At 56.2% G+C, this 20,670-nt stretch carries 17 protein-coding genes; all 17 read left to right on the forward strand.

The features are described 5' to 3' along the window. Positions 1–24 precede the first annotated feature (24 nt). The 17 genes from tssK to tssG all read left to right on the forward strand — a co-directional run bounded on the left by tssK (position 25) and on the right by tssG (position 20,658). Positions 25–1,368, forward strand: coding sequence for a type VI secretion system baseplate subunit TssK (tssK, locus tag AC22LX_RS01915; RefSeq protein ID WP_015366554.1), 1,344 nt, complete (start codon positions 25–27; stop codon positions 1,366–1,368). Between the two features lie 14 nt (positions 1,369–1,382). Then, entirely contained in the window at positions 1,383–2,612 is a 1,230-nt protein-coding gene (locus tag AC22LX_RS01920; protein ID WP_032714535.1) for a DotU family type VI secretion system protein, read from the forward strand. 2 nt (positions 2,613–2,614) lie between these two features. Then, on the forward strand, positions 2,615–6,226 hold the full coding sequence (gene tssM / locus AC22LX_RS01925; protein WP_015366556.1) for a type VI secretion system membrane subunit TssM: 3,612 nt from the start codon (positions 2,615–2,617) through the stop codon (positions 6,224–6,226). A gap of 16 nt (positions 6,227–6,242) precedes the next feature. Beyond that, on the forward strand, positions 6,243–6,950 hold the full coding sequence (gene tagF, locus AC22LX_RS01930) for a type VI secretion system-associated protein TagF (protein ID WP_032708092.1): 708 nt from the start codon (positions 6,243–6,245) through the stop codon (positions 6,948–6,950). A gap of 11 nt (positions 6,951–6,961) precedes the next feature. Further along, the gene (gene tssA / locus AC22LX_RS01935; RefSeq protein WP_032711670.1) at positions 6,962–7,972 is read left to right on the forward strand and encodes a type VI secretion system protein TssA; all 1,011 of its coding nucleotides are present in this window, start codon (positions 6,962–6,964) and stop codon (positions 7,970–7,972) included. A gap of 75 nt (positions 7,973–8,047) precedes the next feature. Further along, positions 8,048–8,572, forward strand: coding sequence for a type VI secretion system contractile sheath small subunit (gene tssB, locus AC22LX_RS01940; protein ID WP_015366559.1), 525 nt, complete (start codon positions 8,048–8,050; stop codon positions 8,570–8,572). 3 nt (positions 8,573–8,575) lie between these two features. Continuing rightward, the gene (gene tssC, locus AC22LX_RS01945) at positions 8,576–10,075 is read left to right on the forward strand and encodes a type VI secretion system contractile sheath large subunit (protein WP_487333707.1); all 1,500 of its coding nucleotides are present in this window, start codon (positions 8,576–8,578) and stop codon (positions 10,073–10,075) included. Between the two features lie 324 nt (positions 10,076–10,399). After that, positions 10,400–10,882 (forward strand): Hcp family type VI secretion system effector, encoded by a 483-nt coding sequence (locus AC22LX_RS01950; protein ID WP_015366565.1) that lies wholly within the window; start codon positions 10,400–10,402, stop codon positions 10,880–10,882. 64 nt (positions 10,883–10,946) lie between these two features. Continuing rightward, the gene (locus AC22LX_RS01955; RefSeq protein ID WP_015705458.1) at positions 10,947–11,936 is read left to right on the forward strand and encodes a hypothetical protein; all 990 of its coding nucleotides are present in this window, start codon (positions 10,947–10,949) and stop codon (positions 11,934–11,936) included. A 375-nt stretch (positions 11,937–12,311) separates the two neighbouring features. Then, positions 12,312–12,734 (forward strand): hypothetical protein, encoded by a 423-nt coding sequence (locus AC22LX_RS01960; RefSeq protein ID WP_086557355.1) that lies wholly within the window; start codon positions 12,312–12,314, stop codon positions 12,732–12,734. Positions 12,735–12,853: 119 nt separating this feature from the next. Beyond that, positions 12,854–14,581 (forward strand): type VI secretion system-associated FHA domain protein TagH, encoded by a 1,728-nt coding sequence (gene tagH, locus AC22LX_RS01965; protein ID WP_015705456.1) that lies wholly within the window; start codon positions 12,854–12,856, stop codon positions 14,579–14,581. Further along, positions 14,581–15,375 (forward strand): PP2C family protein-serine/threonine phosphatase, encoded by a 795-nt coding sequence (locus tag AC22LX_RS01970; RefSeq protein ID WP_015705455.1) that lies wholly within the window; start codon positions 14,581–14,583, stop codon positions 15,373–15,375. The genes tagH and AC22LX_RS01970 overlap by 1 nt, the downstream gene beginning before the upstream one ends. 21 nt (positions 15,376–15,396) lie before the next feature. Next, on the forward strand, positions 15,397–16,380 hold the full coding sequence (locus tag AC22LX_RS01975) for a hypothetical protein (RefSeq protein WP_032708086.1): 984 nt from the start codon (positions 15,397–15,399) through the stop codon (positions 16,378–16,380). A gap of 9 nt (positions 16,381–16,389) precedes the next feature. Beyond that, positions 16,390–17,184, forward strand: a complete 795-nt coding sequence (locus tag AC22LX_RS01980; protein ID WP_487333708.1) for a type VI secretion system accessory protein TagJ — start codon at positions 16,390–16,392, stop codon at positions 17,182–17,184. Then, complete coding sequence (gene tssE, locus AC22LX_RS01985) at positions 17,181–17,744, forward strand: type VI secretion system baseplate subunit TssE (protein ID WP_015705452.1); 564 nt, start codon at positions 17,181–17,183, stop codon at positions 17,742–17,744. Before AC22LX_RS01980 ends, tssE begins: the two co-directional genes overlap by 4 nt. A 2-nt stretch (positions 17,745–17,746) precedes the next feature. Continuing rightward, a complete protein-coding gene (gene tssF / locus AC22LX_RS01990; protein WP_015705451.1) occupies positions 17,747–19,618 on the forward strand; it encodes a type VI secretion system baseplate subunit TssF in 1,872 nt (623 codons plus the stop codon). Next, on the forward strand, positions 19,615–20,658 hold the full coding sequence (tssG, locus tag AC22LX_RS01995) for a type VI secretion system baseplate subunit TssG (RefSeq protein ID WP_015366572.1): 1,044 nt from the start codon (positions 19,615–19,617) through the stop codon (positions 20,656–20,658). The genes tssF and tssG overlap by 4 nt, the downstream gene beginning before the upstream one ends. Positions 20,659–20,670: the final 12 nt, after the last annotated feature.

Below are 20,670 nucleotides of genomic sequence, written 5' to 3' on the forward strand. Positions count from 1 at the left end.
CGCGAGCCCTAACAGGAAATTTGTATGAATAAAGCAGAAAAGGTGGTCTGGACCGAAGGCATGTTTTTGCGTCCGCATCACTTTCAGCGGGCAGAAAGCTACCTGCAAACGCAAATTCGCGAATGGGGCGGATTACAGCGCTCCTGGCTGTGGGGTTTTCTTGAGATTGAACTTGATGATGCGATGCTGCGTCAGGGGTGCATAGCTCTGAGCTATGCCAGCGGCCTGCTGCCGGATGGGACTTTCTTCCAGTTTCGCGATGCTCGTCAGGGCCCGGCGCCGTTGCAAATCCCGGATAACGTCACGGGCGAAAAAGTCGTATTGGCCTTGCCGGTTCGTCGCGGCGGTCGGGAAGAGGTTATCTTCAGCGAGGAAAAAGACTCGCTGGCGCGATTTACCGCGTTTGAACAGGATGTGGAAGATGACAATGCGCTGTCGGTCGGCGATGCCACCGTGCAGTTTGCCCGCCCGCGGCTCACCCTGATGCTGGAAAAGGATTTGACCGCCGAGTGGACGGCCATCGGCGTGGCGTTCATCGCCGAAAAGCGCAACGATAACGCCGTAAAACTCGATAATGGCTATATCCCGCCGATGCTTAACGGCATCAATCATCCTTTGATTTACGCGATGATCAACGACTTGCATGGTCTGCTGGCGCAGCGTAGCCAGCAAATCGGCAGCCGGCTACGACAGCCGGGGCGTTTTAATACTTCCGAATTAATTGAGTTCACTCTACTTGCGTTGGTCAATCGCCATCTCGGCCATCTCTCACATCTCAAAACGCTGCCGTTAGTTCATCCCGAGTCATTGTGGAATAGCTGGCTGCCGTTCGCCGCCGAGCTGACGACCTGGATGGCGCAGCGCGGTCCGGATGCTGCGCTGCCGATTTACGACCATGACGATCTCGCGAGCTGCTTCGGCAAACTGATGCTGTTGCTGCGCCAGGGGTTATCACAGGTAATGGAAGACAATGCCATCCAACTGCCGCTGATAGAACGATCGCATGGGTTGAACATCGCGACGGTACCCGAGAGCAGCATGGTGCGTGATTTCGGATTCGTATTGGCAGTTAAAGCCAGCGTACCAGGTGATGTTCTGCAAACGCACTTCCCGGCGCAGATGAAAGTCGCGCCGGTGAGCAAAATTCGCGATCTGGTGCAACTACAGCTTCCGGGTTTAATTCTGCGCGCTATGCCCGCCGCGCCGCCGCAAATTCCGTGGCATGCCGGTTACAACTACTTTGCAGTCGAGAAGGGCGGCGAGCTGTGGAACGACATGGAGAAATCTGGCGCCTTCGCCCTGCATCTGGCAGGCGAGTTCCCCGGCCTGGATATGGAATTTTGGGCTATCCGTAGCCCGTCGGAATAAGAAAGCGAGCGTTGATGATGCAGGAACAACAGGCCGCTGCCAGCCATGGCGTAAGCGGCAATAATCCCCTGGTGACGGCCGCCAACCCATTACTTAATGCGATTCCCCAGATCCGTCATTCGGTATCGCACGATGACCAGGCCGGTTTGCGCCAGCGTTTGATTGATGAAATCCGCCGTTTTGAAGTGCGCGGTCAGCAGGCGGGGTTACCCTACGAAGTAATAGTCGGCGCCCGTTACTGCCTGTGTACCGCACTGGACGAGGCTGCGGCCTTGACGCCATGGGGGAGTAGCGGCGTCTGGTCGGGCAGCGGTCTTTTAGTGACCTTTCACAATGAAACCTGGGGCGGGGAGAAGTTTTTCCAGCTGCTTGCACGCCTGTCGCAGAATCCGCGCGAACATATCAATCTGTTGGAACTGATCAACTACTGCTTATTGCTCGGCTTTGAAGGGCGTTACCGGGTAATGGATAACGGCCGCACGCAGTTGGAAACCATCAAACAGCGCCTTTGGCAGATGATTTGCGGCGTACGCGGCGGCTACGCGCCGCCGTTATCGGTTCACGGTGAGGATCGCCCGGTGCTGCGTAAACTGTGGCGTCCGGTGGTGCCGCTGTGGGCCTGCGTCGCGCTGGCGGGGTTCGCCGCCTGTCTGTTCTATATCATTCTTAACTGGCGGCTTGGCGATGCCACCAACCCGGTGTTGGCGAAAATTTACCAGACGCCGTTGCCGGAAGCGTCGATTGCTCAGCCGGCGGAAAAATTGCCGGCGGTACTTAACCTGCGAGGTTTTCTGCGCCCGGAAATTGCCGAAGGGCTGGTTGCGGTCCGTGACGAAGCGGACCGCAGCGTGGTGATCCTCAAAGGCGACGGGCTCTTTGCTTCGGCCTCAACGGTGGTGCGCGATCGCTACGACCCGGTCATTGACCGTATTGCGCAAGCGATGAACAACGTCAGCGGCCGCATTCTGGTGGTCGGCTATAGCGATAACGTGCCTATCCGCAGCGCGCGCTTTGCCTCGAACTACGAGCTGTCGCTGGAACGCGCGCGTTCGGTACAAAAACAACTGCAAAATCATCTGACGCAGCCCGAACGCGTAAAAGCCGAAGGGCGAGGGGAAATGAACCCCATCGCGCCGAATACCACTCCTGAGAACCGTGCCCGTAACCGCCGTGTGGAAATTACTCTGCTGGTGTCGCCCGATAATACCCGGGCTGAGCTGAACGGATTGCCCCAAGGAAATTAAGGATGCTGACACTTCTGCTTTCCATACTGACCAACCGGCTGCTGTGGGGTTTTCTCGGCGCTACGGCGGTGGCGGCCGTCATCTGGATGATTGGCCCGCTATTGTCGATTGTCGATACCCGGCCGCTGGAATCGGAACAAAACCGCGTTATATCTATTGCGCTGGTCTACCTCATCTGGGCGCAAAGCCACATTCTGCCGCGCCTATACAACGCCTGGCTCAACCGCAAGCTGATGGATAACCTGAAGGAAGAAACACCGAAGGGCAACGATCCGCAGCAGCGCCTCAATAGCGAAGACCAGATCCTCGCCGATCGCTTTGATGAAGCCGCGCAAATGTTGAAAAAAGCGCACTTCAGTAAAACCGGTAATGGTCAGTGGACCCAGCGCTTTAGCACCCACTATCTGTATCAGCTGCCGTGGTATGTGATTATTGGCGCATCTGGCTCCGGTAAAACCACCGCTTTAGCCAACTCCGGGCTGCAGTTTCCGCTAGCCGACCGCTTCGGTAAAACGGCGTTACGCGGCATCGGCGGCACGCGCAACTGTGACTGGTGGTTTACCAACGAAGCCGTGCTGCTGGACACCGCCGGGCGCTATACCACCCAGGAGAGCGAGCAGGCGCAGGACGCCAGCGAGTGGCTGAAGTTTATGGGGTTATTGCGTAAATACCGCCGCCGCCAGCCGATTAACGGCGTTATCGTCACGGTAAGTATCTCCGATCTGTTAACGCAATCGACGGAGGCCTCGCGGCAGCAGGCGGTTAATCTGCGCCAGCGTCTCTCTGAACTACATGAACAATTGGGTATTCGTTTCCCGGTATACGTACTGGTGACGAAGGCCGATCTGCTTAAAGGCTTCCGCGCCTGGTTTGCCGGTTACGACAAGGCGCAGCGCGATCAAATCTGGGGCTTCACTTTCCCGTGGGAGCAGGCAAGCCTTGCCGACTTCGATCTGATGGGCCGCTTTACCCAGGAGTTTGCGTTACTGCAACAACGGCTTGAAGCCGGGCTGCCGGATACGATGCTGCAAGAGCATGATGCCAAAACCCGCGCCGAAGCCTGGCTGTTCCCGCAAGAGTTTGCGGCGTTGCGACCGCTGTTAGCGGACTATCTTAGTACCGTTTTTGCCCGCTCTAACTTTGAAACCGAGTTTTCACCGCGCGGTATTTATTTCGCCAGCGGCACCCAGGAAGGGTTACCGTTCGACCGCGTGATGGGCGAACTCAATCGCGCGCTGTCTTTGCCGCAGGGAAATGAAAACGACAACTGGGACTCGGTCAGTAAAGAAGCGCCGATCCCCGGCGCCAAGGGCCAGAGTTATTTCATTAAAAACCTGCTGCAAAACGTGATTTTCCAGGAAGCCGGCATCGCCGGGCAGAACCGCTGGTGGGAACTGCGTAACCGCGCGGCGATCTGGTCAGGCTATGCGGCGCTCGCGGCGCTGTTAATCATTTCATGCGTACTGTGGCTGACCAGCTACGGCAAAAACAAGGCCTACCTGCAAGAAGTCTCGGCGAAGGTGCCGCAGGTTGAGCAGCAGAGCAAAGCGCTGCAAAACCCCGAGCAGCGCGATCTGTTCGCCATGCTGCCGCTACTCAACGGCCTGCTGGAATTGCCGAAGAGCGCCGATTTTGACGTCAACGACCCGCCGGTCAGCCGCCGGATGGGGCTCTACCGCGGTAATGATGTCAGCGACGCCTCGCAGACGCTGTATCAAAAAGCGCTGCAGCAAATGCTGCTACCGGATGTCGCCATGCGAATCACTACCTGGTTGCGCAACGACAACGGCAGTGACGCCGAATATAGCTACGAGGCGTTGAAAGCCTATCAAATGCTCTATCAGCCCAAGCAGTATGACGGCAAGTTTTTACTCTCCTGGGTGATGCTTAACCTGCAGCGTAACCTGCCGCAAAACGTGACGCAGGCGCAGCTACGACAGCTGGAAGGGCATCTGGTCCAGCTACTGGAACCGCAAATCCAGTCCTCGCCGTATGCCAAAGACGATGCGCTGATCGCCCGCGAACGGGCGTTGATTAACCAGCAACCGCTCTCCTCAAGAGTGTATGGTCGGCTGAAACGTCTGCTTGAGCATGACGACAATCTGAAAGCGGTCTCGCTGGCGACGCTCGGCGGGCCGCAGAGCGAACTGGTGTTCTCGCGTAAAAGCGGTACACCGATCGCAGAAGGCGTGCCAGGGCTGTACACGCCAGATGGCTACTGGCAGGTGTTCAATAAACAGATCGATAACGTGACCAGCGCGCTGCATGAAGATGATATTTGGGTGCTGGGCGCCGCCAGCGCGTCGGAAGATAAGCAGCAAACCGATAACGCCGTCCGCCAGCTCTATATGCGTGATTTTATCGCCAACTGGGATCGCTTCCTCGCCGATATTCAGCTCAACAATAGCGCCGATCTGTCATCGCGGATCAACACCGCGCGCCTGCTTTCAGCCAGTAACTCGCCGCTGCGCCGGCTGGTTATCAGCCTGAGCCAGGTGCTGAACCTGGCGCGCGCTGAGCCGGATACGGTTAAAAGCGAAAGTTCAGCCGAGCAGGGCAACCGTGCGACCCGAACGCTGGAAGCGCTTTTTCGCCATGATGAGGGCGGCGCAACCCAGGGCGCGGCGCTTAGCCAGACGCCGGAACAGCTGGTAACCGAACACTACGCGCCGCTGATCGAGCTGGCGCAGCCGTTGGAAAAGGGCGGCAAAACGATTGTGTTTGACGACTTCCTCAAACAGATCGACGAACTTTATCGCTACTTGACCGCGGTACAGGATGCCGCCAACAGCGGTATGCAACCGCCGGGCGGCGATGCGATTAGCCGTCTGCAGGCCAGCGCCGGGCGTTTACCGGGCGGCCTGCAAACCATGTTCAGCAAAATGGCGGTCGGCGCCAGCAGTGATACCCAGCGCCGCGATCTCGATAACGTACGTAAACGGATTAACGTGGAAGTCGGCGGATTCTGCCGCCAGGCTATCGCCGGGCGCTATCCGCTGGTTCGCAGCGCCAGAAGCGAAGTCACGCCGGACGATCTGGCGCGTATGTTCGCGCCGGGTACCGGCATGATGGATACCTTCTTCCGTGACAACCTGACCAATAAAGTCGATACCACGCAATCAAGCTGGCGTTTTATGCCCGGCATCGATGGCAAAACGTTGCCGGGTAGTGAAGGGTTATTAAGGCCTTTCCAGCAGGCGCAATCGATCCGCGACGCGTTCTTTGCCAATGGCGCGACCACGCCGTCATTTAAAGTGACGGTGCGCACCATCAGCATGGACAACCGGATCCTCAACCTGACGCTGGATGTTGATGGCCAGCAGTTGCGCTACAGCCACGGTCCGCAGGCGGTGCAAATGATGAGCTGGCCAGGGCCGGGCGGCACCAATCAGGTGCGTATGCAACTCGGTCTGGCCGATGGTACCACCTCGACGCTGGTGACCAGCGGCTCATGGGCGCTGAACCGCTTTTTTGATAAAGCGCGCACCGCGCCCGGCAGCAGCAGTTTGAGCCGTCAGGCAACGTTTAACGTCGATGGTTATCAGGTCACGCTGGAGTTTGCGCCGAACAGTATTCGCAATCCGTTCCAGCTTCCCCGTTTCTCATGTCCATAACCGCAAGGAAAGCCGAATGACTCACGCCCCTGCGATGAGCTGGTACGGGAAACTCCCCAGTACCGGCGATTTTTTACAACGTCGATTTCCGGACATGCTGGTTCGCCAGTGGTCGCAATGGTTTCAGGTGGGGCTGTTGGCCTGGCAACAGGAGCAACAGCGTAGCGGCGAACGCCAGTTCAGCAACGCGCCGGTGTGGAATTTTATCGTCCCGCCGATGTTGAGCGGCCAGATGGTACAGATGGGGTGTCTGATCCCCGGACGCGATCGGGTAGGCCGCCAGTATCCCATCTGCGCGCAAATGGCCTTCAACCCGCTGGAGTGGTCGCCTTCAATCCTCACTCAGGCCGGAGAGTGGTATCAGCAGGTGGGCAGAACGCTGCTGCATGCGGTACGCAATGGCTTTTCCGCTGAACAACTTGACCAGGCGCTACTCGCCATTCCGGCACCAAAGCTGGTAGAGACGGAAAAGCGTTCGGAAATACTCGACGTGATTGGCTATCAGCAAGATGGGCAAAGCTCCCTTGGCTGGCAGCAGGCGGCGGACTGTTTTGATCCGCAGCGCCAGACCAGTTTTTGGTGGACCAACCGCGCCGATGGTTATCCGCTCTATACCCACGTCCATAGCGGTAATTTGACCGGCCAGCTGTTCACGCTGCTGTTTGATCCCGCCGGGGGCGCGAGACCGGGCCGTCACGGTCTGTATCCGCCGATGTTTGAATAAGCAGGTAGGCCATGAATATTGATGAATTCCTTGCTCCGGTTAGCGCGGAGCAGCCCTGCGGTGAAAACCTAGAATATGACGCTGATTTCCAGGCAATGGAACAAGCGATGCAGGGTAAAGCCGAGCAGCAGTTTGGCGACACCATTATCCCGGCGGAACCCGCTGACTGGACGACGGTAGAAAAGCTGGCGGCTGGGCTACTTAGCCGCACCAAAGATTTGCGCGTCATGCTGGCGCTGACTCAGGCGTGGACAAAACGCCGCGGCCTGAGTGGCTACGCGGATGGCCTGCTGCTGGTGCAACAGGCGCTGTCGCTTTACTGGCAGCCAATCTACCCGCTGCTGGAAGAGTATGGCGAAACTGACCCGTTTTACCGTATCAATGCGCTCGCGGGGCTAAGTGATAAATCAGCGCTGACCAGCGCGTTACGCAATGCCGTGTTGTTACGCAGTAATGGCGATGAACTGCTATTGCGCGATGCGCAGGCGCTGCTCGATGGCAGTAAAACCGAATGCGCGGATTATCCCGGCGGCCGTTCGCGATTGATTGATGAACTGGCCCGCGGCGGACAGCCGGGGATTGACGCCATCCTCGCCATTCACCAGCGCTTGCAGACTATCCGCGAAATATTAAGCGATTGTCTGGGTGAAAGCGGCGTGCCGGAAATGGAACAGCTGCAGAAGACCGTCGGTATCGTCGCCGGCGCCTGCCAGATAACCGATATTTCGTCCTTTCACGCGTCCCGCGAGGAGAGTGCCGTGAGTGAACATCAAGCGATTCCCGACGCGCTTGCGCCGTCAGCCGTTGACTGGCGCAGCGCGCAAATCAGCAGCCGCGCCGAGGCGCAGCAGATGCTGGAAAAAGTAAAACAGTACTTCGCCCAGCACGAACCGAGTCACCCCGCGCCGCTGATGATTGAACGGGTACAGCGGCTGATTGAGCTGGATTTTATGGACATCATCCGCGATTTAGCGCCGGACGGCGTTCATCAACTGGAAAACATTTTTGGACGTCGCGACTGACGCGTCCGGACATTATGGCGACAGGCATAAGGTCTGGCGCTCAACCTTTACCGCGCATCTTCGATGGAGAACATCATGGCAATAAGTAAAAGTGGGCAGAAATTTATCGCACGCAACCGTGCGCCCCGCGTACAGATCGAGTACGACGTAGAGATTTATGGTGCGGAACGCAAAATCCAGCTTCCGTTTGTAATGGGGGTAATGGCGGATCTGGTGGGTAAACCGGTCGACAACCAACCCGCGGTCGATGAACGTAAGTTTCTCGACATCGATATTGATAACTTCGACGAACGTATGAAAGCGCTGAAACCGCGCGTCGCTTTCCAGGTCGACAATACGCTGACCAACGAAGGCAAACTGAACGTCGACTTAACCTTCGACAGCATGGACGACTTCCTGCCGGATGCCGTGGCCCGCAAAGTGGAGCCGCTGAACAAACTGCTGGAAGCCCGTACCCAGCTTTCGAATCTGCTCACCTATATGGACGGCAAAAACGGCGCGGAAGAGCTGATTGCCAAAATTTTGCAGGATCCGACGCTGCTCAAATCGTTGAGCCAGATGCCGAAACAAGATGACAGTGCGAAAGGTAGCGAGGAGTAATCGATGAGCAACCCGACTCAACAACATGAGCAGCAGTCCGGCCAGGCCTTTAGCCAGGATGAATTCAGCGTGCTGCTGAACAAAGAGTTTCGCCCGAAAACCGACCAGGCGCGTTCCGCCGTTGAGAGCGCGGTAAAAACCCTCGCGCAGCAGGCGCTGGAAAACACCGTCACGTTTTCCAACGACACCTATCGCACCATCCAGAACCTGATTGCCGGTATCGATGAGCAGCTGTCGCGCCAGGTGAACCAGATCCTGCATCATGAAGAGTTCCAGAAACTGGAAAGCGCATGGCGCGGCCTGAGCTACCTGGTCAACAACAGCGAAACCGACGAGATGCTGAAAATCCGCTTTATGAGCATCTCCAAGCAGGAGCTGGGGCGCACTCTGAAACGTTACAAAGGGGTGGGCTGGGACCAGAGCCCGATCTTTAAGAAAATTTATGAGCAGGAGTACGGCCAGTTTGGCGGCGAGCCATTCGGCTGCATCGTTGGCGATTACTATTTCGACCATAGTCCGCAGGATGTGGAATTACTGGGCGAAATGGCGCGAATCGGATCGGCTGCGCATTGTCCGTTTATTACCGGTACCGCACCGGAAGTGATGCAGATGGAGTCCTGGCAGGAGCTGGCGAATCCACGCGACCTCACCAAAATCTTCCAGAATACCGAATACGCCGCCTGGCGTTCGCTGCGCGAGTCGGAAGACGCGCGTTATCTGGGGCTGGTGATGCCGCGCTTCCTGTCGCGCCTGCCGTACGGTATTCGAACCAACCCGGTGGACAGTTTTGATTTTGAAGAGCAGACCGACGGCGCGGATCACAACAATTATGCGTGGGCCAACTCGGCGTATGCGATGGCGGCGAACATTAACCGCTCGTTCAAAGAGTTTGGCTGGTGCACCTCCATTCGCGGCGTGGAATCCGGCGGCGCGGTGGAAAATCTGCCTTGCCACACCTTCCCGAGCGACGATGGCGGCGTGGACATGAAGTGCCCGACCGAGATCGCCATCAGCGATCGCCGCGAAGCGGAGCTGGCGAAAAACGGCTTTATGCCGCTGATCCATCGCAAAAACTCCGACTTTGCCGCCTTTATCGGCGCGCAGTCGTTGCAGAAACCGGCGGAATATCATGATGCCGACGCCACGGCTAACGCCCGTCTGGCTGCGCGTCTGCCGTACTTGTTCGCCTGCTGCCGTTTTGCTCACTACCTGAAGTGCATTGTGCGCGACAAAATCGGCTCCTTCCGCGAGCGCGATGATATGGAACGCTGGCTGAACGACTGGGTGATGAACTATGTCGATGGCGATCCGGCTAACTCGTCGCAGGAGACCAAAGCGCGCAAACCGCTGGCGGCCGCTGAAGTACAGGTAGCGGAGATCGAAGACAACCCGGGTTACTACACCGCGAAGTTCTTCCTGCGTCCGCACTACCAGCTGGAAGGGCTTACCGTGTCGCTGCGTCTGGTTTCCAAGCTGCCGTCGCTGAAGACCAAGGAAGCGTAATATGATGCCGCCGGGAGGCGACTCCCGGCAGGTACCACGCCATGGAACTACACCGACTGCAAAGAAATATGGTTTTGGGAAATTAACTTCCCAGATAATCATCGGTGATCCTAATAAAACCTGGAGTCAGGATAACCCGCATTAATTTCAACTTTGCATTCCTGCTATTTCACAGCATGAGTGTTAAGACCAGCAATGGGCTTAAGCCTGTTGCTCTGAGGCAGAGGTAAAATATGGATGGTTTTATTCAGCCCCATGCTTTCCTGTTTGCCATATAAGTGCTTTTTCGAAAGCAATAATTTTCATTAACGAAGAGTAGATATTATGGCTATTGATATGTTTCTGAAGGTCGAGGGTGTAACCGGTGAATCAAAAGATTCTAATCACACCGGTTGGACTGATATTACCTCTTTTTCCTGGGGCGCATCCCAGCCGGGTAATATGAGCGTGGGCGGCGGTGGTGGTGCGGGTAAAGTGAATTTCAACGACCTGCACGTAAATGCGCTGATCGACAAATCCACCACCGCGATTCTGAAGCACTGCTCCAGCGGCAAGCACCTGACCAAAGTTGAACTTTCGGTCTGCAAAGCCGGTGGTCAGCAGGTTGAATATGCGCGAATCACCCTCGAAGATGTACTGGTGACTTCTGTGCAGTACACCGGCGCCGATAACGGCGACACCGTTGGCGTAACCTATGCCTTCCAGGCGGCGAAAGTGAAACAGCAGTACTGGGAGCAGACTTCCGCTGGCGGTAAAGGGGCAGAAAGCAGCGCCGGCTGGAATATCAAAGAAAATAAAGAAGCATAATTATATTGCTTTAACCGAACCGGGGGACTCTCTGGTTCGGTTTAATTCACCAGGGACTAAGAAAATGAAGGGACAATCAAACTTATTACCAGGTTACTGTATTGTACAGCAGCCGGGAACATTGGATTTTCAAGCTCGCTTATTATTCAATAATATCAATTGTGAATCCGCCCGTTACTTTATGCAGCTTAATCGCGATACCCCATGGGTCAAACCAGGCCAGATATTAATTATTGCCAACCCAAACAACTTAAATCAAGCATTCCAGATGAATTCACTTTTTGTCGCCAAGAAAAAAGTAAACACAGCATTATCGACTGTTGATAATTCAGTGGCTGAAATGCTCAATAAAAATTATGATAAAATATCTACCATTACTTCGTGGGGGGATGCGATAGTTGGCAATGCGAGCGATTCAGGCGAAAAATATTTCAGGCAAATCGAGAGTATTCTGAAAAAAATTGAAGCAACGTATCAAAATCAATTCAGGACACAAGGTGCTTTGATTGGACAACAATTCTATGCTGAACGAAATGCGTTATTTACTCAGCTAAAACCACTGCTTAATAAGGTTGTAAGAAAGTCCCTTAAATTCAATGACTATAACGATATGAAAAGGGTACTTGGATTGTCTACTCAATCTATCGTTCATGAATGGAGCACAGTTGGCATTGGGGCAATACCCGGTTACGCAACTTATGTGAACAGTGCAGCCAAAGCTGCCGCTTTTATGAAGATGGGGGGCTGGGTGGCATTTGGTCTATCATTCATGAACACCAGCAATGACGTCTATCACGCTTGCACCGCAGGCCGAGAAAGCGAATGTGGTCAGGTAGCAATCAAAAAATATAGTGAGTTTGCTGGGGGAATAGGTGGCGGTATGGCTGGAGCATCATTTGCAGCACCTATTTGTATAGCGGCTGGTGTTCCCACTTATGGTGTAGGAACTATTGTATGTGGATTAGTAGTTACGGCAGCAGGTTCTTGGGCTGGTAGTATCGTTGGCGACGAAATTGGCAATACATTAAATAGATTAATTTATCGTGGGGATTGATACTACATTGAAATACTACCTTGATATATTGTACTTGCTTCTTGTAGTTGTTTTTTTTACATCTATTATTTTTTCTTTTTTATTTTATCGTCGCCATACGAAGCAAGTAGAAGCAATGTGCCTATTACTCGTGCAAGCGGGACTGCTTAGTACTCAAGATTATGAGTTTTGGCAGAGGTTAGGATTCTGGGGATTTAGTTTTCGCGTGGCAATGGTTTCACGAATTCATAATGGCAAGCCAGTTAAATTGAGTAATGCCAAAATACTGGATGCCAGGGAAGGTCAGCGTTGCATCGCAAACTTCGAACTCGACTGGATTCGTAATTATTATAAATGCGTTACTATAATGGCTATTGAGTTCTTAGTGCTTCTGGTATGGACGCTTATGCGTTAACTAAAATGTCTATTGTTAGTTATCACCTCATCATTTCTTCATTTTTGTTTGTTGCAGTATTTGTAATGTTGATTATCTATCATGGTTATTATAAAAAACACGATCAGGAATTAGCTGGCGCTTTCGAATTATTACGGCGGAACGGTTTTCTTGATTACCAGGATTATTATTTATATGAAAAGCTGGGGTTACCCGGTTTCGGTTTTCGAGCATCATTAATGGCCGCAATTCTTAAGGAGAAAAAGATAAAAAGAAAAGGGGGCGGTTGGCTTAAGTCTGGGGCGAGTCAGTTAGTCAGAGAATATTATGACATTTCCTTGCTACAGAATTTTCAGCGCCTGACTTGGTTAATGTTATTTTTATTTACGGTGATGTTCATCCTGGCCTTGCTGGGCGATAATTAGTTCGCTAAATTTACTTCTCTTTTTTTTCTAAATGACTCAATAACTCGCCCGTAAACGCCGCCGTTCTTATTCCGAGAGCGGCAGCGTTTGTGCGCCAATCATATCAGCAGGAATAGGCTATGCGATTCACGATTATTTCGACCAAAGCCGGTCATCAGCCCCCGCAGGGCAGCTGTGACTTTTACGCGCCGGGCGGTACCATTGGGCGCGGTACGGACAATAACCTGGTGCTGCCGGATGACGACCGCGCCATTTCTCGCCTCCAGGCCATCGTTCACGTGGCGGCAGACGGCGAGTGCAAAATTACCAATCGCGGCAACGTGACGCGGGTGGTACTCAACGAGATCCCGCTGGAGCGGGGGCGTCAGGTTGAACTCCAGGATGGCGATATCCTCGCCATTGACGACTATCGCATCGAAGTCAGCGATCTGCTGCAGGATAGCCAACCGATAAGCCGAATGGCGGCGAGCGGTCAGCCGCCTGTCACTGCGAAACCGTCGACACCAGCGCCATCCGCAGCGCCCACCGTGGCGGAAGCCGCGCCAACCGCGGTACCGTCAGAAATCTGGGATAGCCTGATGCAGGAATTCTCGATTGCCGACAGCATCTCCAGCAGCCGGGCTAAGCCGCAGGCCGATAATGCGCCTAATCCCTTCGCCGAGCCGAAGCCTGCCGAACGTAATCCGGAAGATCCGCTGGCGATGTTCGCTGATAGTGAACCGCTGTTTGAGCGCCCGCCGGTGGCGACGGACGACCTGTTTGCCGATGACACCCCATTTGATCGCGACAGTATTTTTGCCGACGTTACGCCAACGACGCTGGTGCCGCCAGTTGAAAAACCGGCTCAGCCTGTCGCCGATGAGCCGCAGGCAGAATTGGATCCGCTGGCGCTCTTTGGCGGCGACGCGAGCGCCAAAACCGCGCGTCATGACGATCCGCTGGGGCTAATGGGCGGCGCGCCGCTGACATCGGTAGATGCCTTCAGCAACGAAGAGCCTGCTAAAACGGTTGCCGACGAGCCTGATGCCGCTTTTGATTCGCCATTATTGATGGCCCAGCCGCCGCAGGAGCCGCCCGCGGCAGCGCGTGAAGAAGCGCCGGAAATAACCTTACCGACACCGCAGGCCGTGGCGCGGCAAGCCGCCCAAACGCCAAAAGGGCGCTTGCGTATCGATCCCGTACGTCATGAACATCAGGCGACCAGCACGCCGCAGCCGGGTAACGGCGAAGTGCTGCAGGGAGAGCTACTGGAAGCCTTACTGGAAGGCATGGGGCTCGGCGATATGCAGCCGGTGCCGCAGTTCGACAAAGAGAATATGCGGCAGCTTGGTCAAATGCTGAGCATGTTCTCGCAGGGAACCGTCGCGCTGCTCTCTTCGCGTTCGATCCTCAAACGCGGCGTCAAAGCCGATATGACCATGGTACTGGACGACGCCAATAACCCGTTCAAGCTGTTGCCTTCGGGCAAAACCGTGCTGATGCAGATGTTCGGCGCGCGGATGCCGGGCTTTATGCCGCCGAAAAAATCGGTGCGCGATGCGTTGATTGACCTGCAGGCCCATCAGTTAGGGATGATCTCGGGGATCCGCGCCATTATTGCCGCGATGCTGCAGTCCTTTAATCCCGAGCAGCTGGAAGAAGAGGCTAAGCGCGATGGCCATACTTCGCGCCTGGCGCTTCCGGCCAGCCGCAAAGCGGCGTTATGGGACTATTTTGTCCGTACCTACGGCGAAACCGCCGGGGAAATTGAAGACGATTTCCACACCCTGTTTGGCGAAGCGTTCCTCTATGCCTATGACATGGAAGTGAATCAGTACAAAGACTCACAGAGCGGATCGGAAGAATAATGGACATTACCACGGCTTCTCTTTCCCGCCAGGGAACGCGCGCCAGCAATCAGGATCAGACCGGCGAATGCGTGGGTGAGCGCTCCGCCTGCTTTGTGGTCTGCGACGGCATTGCCGGGTTGCCCGGCGGCGAGGTGGCGGCGGAACTGGCGCGCAACGCGATTCTGGATCGGTTTGACGGCGATAATCATCTGAACGCCCAGACCATTCGCCAGTATGTACAGCAGGCCAACGGCGCCATTCTCCAGCAACAGCAGGCGACGCCGGATTATCGGCGAATGGGCACCACGCTGGTGAGCCTGTTTATCGATCGCGATTATAAGCTGGCCTATTGGGCCCACGCCGGTGATAGCCGGTTATACCTGTTTCGCCGCGGCTGGCTGTACCACGTCACCACTGACCACAGTCTGGTCCAACAGATGAAAGATGCCGGACATCAGACCGACGATATTAACAGCAACCTACTGTACCGAGCGTTAGGCATGGCCAGCGACGGTGCGGAAGCCAGCTATAGCGATGTGGTGCCGGTCGAAGACGGCGATGCCTTTTTGCTCTGTACCGACGGTTTCTGGCACGGCGTCGGCGAAGAGCAGATGAAATCCTCCCTGCAGATGGTTAATACCCCGCAGGAGTGGTTAACCCTGATGAATCAGTATCTTCAGAGAAACAATGACGGCGACCAGGCTTCGCAAGACAACTACAGCGCCGTCGCGGTATGGATGGGCAGTCCGGAAGAGGCGACGCTGCTGCACTCGCTGGCCGACGCCGCGCAATTTTTCCCCCTGCGGGATTGAGACAGGCTAAGAAGGATTTTTATGAAACATTGGATATTGGGTGCGGCACTATTTGCCGCCACCGGCGTCGCACAGGCGGAAAACTACCGTATCGTGCAATCGCCTTCGCAAAAACTGGATGTCTGGATCGATAACATCAAGGGTAATACCGCGCAGAGCTGGTGCGCTAATGAAGTGGCGCTACGCATCGTCGCCAACGGTAACAAGAACGTTAAGATACTGGATAACTTCCTGCCACGCGTCGGCGCGTTAATGGAGCATCAGTGTTCGCGTTTACAGCAGCTGAACTGGACGCTGGTTGACGCTAACAATGGGCATATTGCCCAGGGAAGCGCGGCGAAAAACAAAAAATGGGCGGTAAAAGTTGCGCCCGCCGAGACCGCCGCGGCGGCGGAAAAGCCCGTCGCGCCAGCCTGGCTGCCGCCGGAAGAGAAGGCGGAAAAACTGTCTCCCGCCGCCGACCGCACGCCGTGGCAGGAGTTCACATTGCAGGGCGGCTGTCGACTGCGCACCTTCTGGCAGGAAAACGCCGCCGCCTTATTCATCCCCGCCGTTGAATCCGGTAGTTGCGAAAAGGGCGGCTGGCTGAGCGGTCGCACCGTCATCACTCAATCCGTTAACGGTAAAGAAAAGCAGAGCACCGTGACCTTCGTACATGGTTTCCCGGTCCTGGGTCTCAATGCCGCCGCTGACCCCAATAAACTTCTGATCACCGCGGTCAATAATCAACGCATGGTAGTCAGCAATGAAAACGCTCAACAAAGCTGGATGATCCTGCCCTATGTCGCCGGGCAAAACGGTTGGCAGATGACCGGCACGCTGGCTATCGAAATGTCCCAGGAACTGGCCAACGATCCGTCGCGTCTACAGGCGCGGATAGAGGCGGCGCGTAGCGTCTGGACGCCGTGGCTGGCGCCGGATATCAAACTCAACGTTGTGCTGATCGACGGCCTGCACCCGCTGCTGCGTAACCCGGCGGCCGGCGCATGGCGCGCGGCAAACTAAGGAGCGACGATGAACACGCTATATCAACAGCTGGCTGGCGAAAGCGTCGGCGCGGCGCTGCAGCGCCTGGAAAGCGAGATCAAAAGCCGTCCCGCCGATGCCGATTTACGTGCGGCGTTCGTCCAGTTTCTATGTCTGAGCGGTAACTGGACGCGCGCGTTGGCGCAGCTAAAAAGCTGGCTGGCGCTGAAGCCGCAGGCCCAGCCAACGGTCACCCTGCTGGAACAGAGCATTCAGGGCGAGCAGCAGCGCGATGCGGTATTTGCCGGCAGCGCCCGCCCGCAGATGCCGGACAGCCAGTGGCCGTGGCTGTCTGCGCTGGCCTCCGCGCTTTGTGTTGATTCAGAAACCGCCCAGCGACAGCGGCTGGCCGCCTTTGAACAGGCGCCCCTTAATCCTGGCAATCTCAATCAGGCGGATACCCCCGCGGTCGCTTTTCACTGGTTGATGGACGGCGACGCGCGTCTGGGGCCGGTTTGCGAACTTATCGTCAATGGCCGGTATTGCTGGCTGCCGTTCGCCGCTATCGCCGAAATTCGTTTTCAGGCCCCGGCGAGCGTCACCGATCTGGTGTGGCGCCATGCGCTGGTGCGCCTGACCGATGGAAGCGAGCAGGTGTGTCAGATCCCCGCGCGTTACCCTGTCACGCCGCAGACGGAGGCGCGCTTCCAGCTGGGCCGCGCCACCGAGTGGCAGCCGCTGGACGACGAAGGATCCCTGTATCAGGGCCACGGGCAGAAAGTGTGGCTTAACGATAACGATGAATTCCCGATTCTCTCTCTCGACGTGGTGAGTTTTGCATGAACAAACCGGTACGCGACGGTGACGCGCTGCGCAGCGGCTGGCAGGCGCGTAGCAAGCAAGAGACCATTGGCGCCCGCGATAAGATGCAGCCGTCGCTGCTCGACCGCCTGACCGATAATCAGCCGCAGAAAAAATCGGAGCCGCTTAACAGCAACCTGATCACCCACAGTACGCTGCGCCGTCACGTGCTGCGCGATCTGCAGTGGCTGTTCAATACCATCAATCATGACGATCCGCAGGCGTTGGCCGCGCTGGCGCACGTGCGCCGTTCGGTGGTTAATTTCGGCGTCGCGCCGCTGGCCGGGAAACGGATGTCGGACATTGAATGGCAGGATATTCAGCGCAAACTTACCGAGGCAATTATCAGCTTCGAACCACGCATTCTGCCGCAGGGGCTTCAGGTCCGCTGTATTTCTGATACCCAGTCACTGGATTTACATAACGTCCTGTCGATTGAAATTAAAGGGCGTCTGTGGTGCGTACCGTATCCATTAGAGTTTCTGTTCCGTACCGATGTGGATCTCGAAAATGGCCACTTTGAATTGAAAGACGCGGGGTAACGATGGAAGGCAAACTGCTTGAATATTACAACCGCGAGCTGGCCTATCTGCGTGAGATGGGCGCTGAATTCGCCGAACGCTATCCGAAGGTTGCCGGCAGGTTGGGCATGCGCGGTATTGAGGTCGCCGATCCTTACGTTGAGCGGATGATGGAGGGGTTCGCCTTTCTGACTTCCCGCGTGCAGCTAAAAATGGACGCCGAATTCCCGCGTTTTTCACAGCGCCTGCTGGAGATGATCGCGCCCAATTATCTGGCGCCTACGCCGTCGATGGCGATTGCCGAACTGCAGCCGGACATCAATAAAGGCGATCTGAGTAAAGGTTTCGTGGTGCCGCGCGGTACGATGATGGACAGCCAGGTACTGAAGAAAAACGGCGTCACCTGTAGCTATACCACCGCGCACGATGTCACGCTGTTACCGCTGCGTATTGAGAAAGCCGAACTTGGCGGGATCCCCGCCGATGTGCCGCTGGCCGCGCTTGGGCTCAGCCAGCGCGGCGCCGTCAGCGCTTTGCGTCTGCGTATAAGCTGTGAAGGGGCTCAACATCTTGGCCATCTGACCTTTGACCGGCTGGCGTTTTTCTTAAGCGGCCCGGATATTGAGGCGCTGCGCCTGCTGGAGCTGATTCTTGCCCACCAGGTCGGCGTGGTGTGCCAGACCACCGGGCGCGATCCGCTGCGTTTTTCGCTGAGCGAAGAGGCTATACAACAAGAGGGTTTCGCCGCCAATCAGGCGCTGCTACCGGAAGATCTTCGCAATTTTGACGGCTACCGGTTGCTGCACGAATACTTTGCCTTCCCGGCGCGCTTCCGCTTTATCAGTATTAACGGCCTCAGCAAGTTAATCGGCCAGTGCAAGGAAGAAAAATCCTTCGATATCATTATCCTGCTGGATAAAACCGACGACCGGCTGGAACAAGTGGTGGAAGCTAACCACTTCGCGTTGCACTGCACGCCGGTGATTAACCTGTTTCCGAAAATCGCCGCCCGCCAGTCGTTGAGCGACAGCCAACATGAATACCATCTGGTGGTCGATAACATCCGCCCGCTGGACTACGAAATCTATTCGGTGAGTAAAATTCACGGCAGCGCCGATGGCCACCGCGACGATCGCGAGTTCCGTCCATTCTGGAGTTCATGGAGCAAGGATGCCGGAGATTACGGCGCTTATTTTTCACTGCGCCGCGAACAGCGGGTGCTTTCCGAACACGCGCTGCGCTATGGCACGCGTACCGGCTATACCGGCTCTGAGACCTTTGTCTCACTGGTCGATGAGCAGCATGCGCCGTGGCAGGAAGATCTGCGTTACATTACCGCCGAGGTGCTGTGCACCAGCCGCGACCTACCGTTGATGCTACAACAGGAGCTGGGGCAATTCGTGCTGGCGGATTCGCTACCGGTAAAAACATTGAAAATGCGTAGCGGCCCGACGCCGCCGCGACCGGCGCTGGCGGAAGGGCTCAGCACCTGGCGGCTGATAAGCCAGCTGCAGATGAACTATCTCAGCCTGATGGACGGTGAAAATGGCGAAGGCGCAGCAGCGCTGCGCCAGTTGCTTGGGCTGTATGCCGGGCTGGCGGAGACCGCCGTGGCCCGCCAAATCGAAGGGGTACGCCACTGCGTGCTGGAGCCGGTTCATCGCCGGGTGCCGGAGCCGGGGCCGATCGTCTTCGCCCGCGGTATCGGCATTACCTTGACCGTTGATGAACGCGCTTTTTCCGGCGCCAGCCCGTGGCTGTTTGGCAGCGTACTGGAACGGGTCTTTGCCCGGCTGGTGTCGCTCAACAGCTTTACCGAATTCACCTTATGTAGCCAGCAGCGTGGCGAAATCGGTTACTGGGCGCCGCGAATGGGGAAAAGGGCGCTGATATGAGTGACACGTTGGCTACCATTCATCGCCTGACGCCGCTGGCGGACGTTTTCTGGCGCGAGGTTACCGCCGCGCCCTGGCGCTACGATCTTTTTCATCTGCTGCGCCGCATTGACGCACAAGGGGGCGAACGTTATCCGCTTGGGCGCGCGCCGCTGCCGAAATTTGAATCGCTGCGCATCGGGCAGACGCCATCCATGGGGTTTGCGCCCGCGACGCTGGCCAGCGCGCAGAAACGGGAAAATAGCGCGGTGCATGAGATATCGATTCTCAGCTTCGGTCTGTTCGGCCCTAATGGCCCGCTGCCGGTTCATATGACCGAATACGCCCGCGAGCGTATTCATCATCATCAGGACGACAGCCTGAGCGCTTTTGCCGATCTCTTTCATCACCGCCTGACGCTACTGTTCTACCGCGCCTGGGCCGACGCGCAGCCAACGGTATCGTTAGACCGTGCGGATAACCGCCGCTTTGAGCGCTATCTCGCCTCACTCATCGGCATGGGTCAGCCGGGGCAACTGGAGAAGGGCGACCTGAGCCCGCATGCGCGTTTCACCCACGCAGGCCATCTCAGCCGCCATGGTCGGGATCCGGAAGGGCTGGAGAAGATCCTGCGAAATTACTTCAAAGTCCCGGTCAACATTATCAGCAACGTGCCGCAATGGATGCCGCTGACCTCGCGAGAACAAGCGCAACTGGGGGCGGGAAGGCGTTTACCTCGCCTGGGCGTCTCGGCGTTTCTCGGCGTCGCGGTACGCGATGTTCAGCATAAATTCCGCCTTGAAATCGGCCCGCTTAGCGCCGCCGAATACGCCCGTTTTCTGCCGGGCGAAAACGCGGTAAACGAATTACGCGACTGGATCCGCCAGTATCTTGGGATCGAATATGCATGGGATGTCAGGGTACTTATCCGCGGCGATGAAATACCCGGTACGGTCCTCAGCGGCGACGGCAAACTGGGTTACAGCACCTGGCTTGGCCACCAGCCAGCCCCCGCGCCGCGTGGCGATTTAGTGTTTAGCGTGGAGCAGAGCGACGCCTGATGTTGTCTGCTC

The organism is Klebsiella sp. PK01, from assembly GCF_057624675.1.

Bases quoted from the DNA above. Each gene is read 5' to 3' on its own strand.
- tssK (WP_015366554.1), top strand. From the start codon at position 25: ATGAATAAAGCAGAAAAGGTGGTCTGGACCGAAGGCATGTTTTTGCGT.
- AC22LX_RS01920 (WP_032714535.1), top strand. From the start codon at position 1,383: ATGATGCAGGAACAACAGGCCGCTGCCAGCCATGGCGTAAGCGGCAAT.
- tssM (WP_015366556.1), top strand. From the start codon at position 2,615: ATGCTGACACTTCTGCTTTCCATACTGACCAACCGGCTGCTGTGGGGT.
- tagF (WP_032708092.1), top strand. From the start codon at position 6,243: ATGACTCACGCCCCTGCGATGAGCTGGTACGGGAAACTCCCCAGTACC.
- tssA (WP_032711670.1), top strand. From the start codon at position 6,962: ATGAATATTGATGAATTCCTTGCTCCGGTTAGCGCGGAGCAGCCCTGC.
- tssB (WP_015366559.1), top strand. From the start codon at position 8,048: ATGGCAATAAGTAAAAGTGGGCAGAAATTTATCGCACGCAACCGTGCG.
- tssC (WP_487333707.1), top strand. From the start codon at position 8,576: ATGAGCAACCCGACTCAACAACATGAGCAGCAGTCCGGCCAGGCCTTT.
- AC22LX_RS01950 (WP_015366565.1), top strand. From the start codon at position 10,400: ATGGCTATTGATATGTTTCTGAAGGTCGAGGGTGTAACCGGTGAATCA.
- AC22LX_RS01955 (WP_015705458.1), top strand. From the start codon at position 10,947: ATGAAGGGACAATCAAACTTATTACCAGGTTACTGTATTGTACAGCAG.
- AC22LX_RS01960 (WP_086557355.1), top strand. From the start codon at position 12,312: ATGGACGCTTATGCGTTAACTAAAATGTCTATTGTTAGTTATCACCTC.
- tagH (WP_015705456.1), top strand. From the start codon at position 12,854: ATGCGATTCACGATTATTTCGACCAAAGCCGGTCATCAGCCCCCGCAG.
- AC22LX_RS01970 (WP_015705455.1), top strand. From the start codon at position 14,581: ATGGACATTACCACGGCTTCTCTTTCCCGCCAGGGAACGCGCGCCAGC.
- AC22LX_RS01975 (WP_032708086.1), top strand. From the start codon at position 15,397: ATGAAACATTGGATATTGGGTGCGGCACTATTTGCCGCCACCGGCGTC.
- AC22LX_RS01980 (WP_487333708.1), top strand. From the start codon at position 16,390: ATGAACACGCTATATCAACAGCTGGCTGGCGAAAGCGTCGGCGCGGCG.
- tssE (WP_015705452.1), top strand. From the start codon at position 17,181: ATGAACAAACCGGTACGCGACGGTGACGCGCTGCGCAGCGGCTGGCAG.
- tssF (WP_015705451.1), top strand. From the start codon at position 17,747: ATGGAAGGCAAACTGCTTGAATATTACAACCGCGAGCTGGCCTATCTG.
- tssG (WP_015366572.1), top strand. From the start codon at position 19,615: ATGAGTGACACGTTGGCTACCATTCATCGCCTGACGCCGCTGGCGGAC.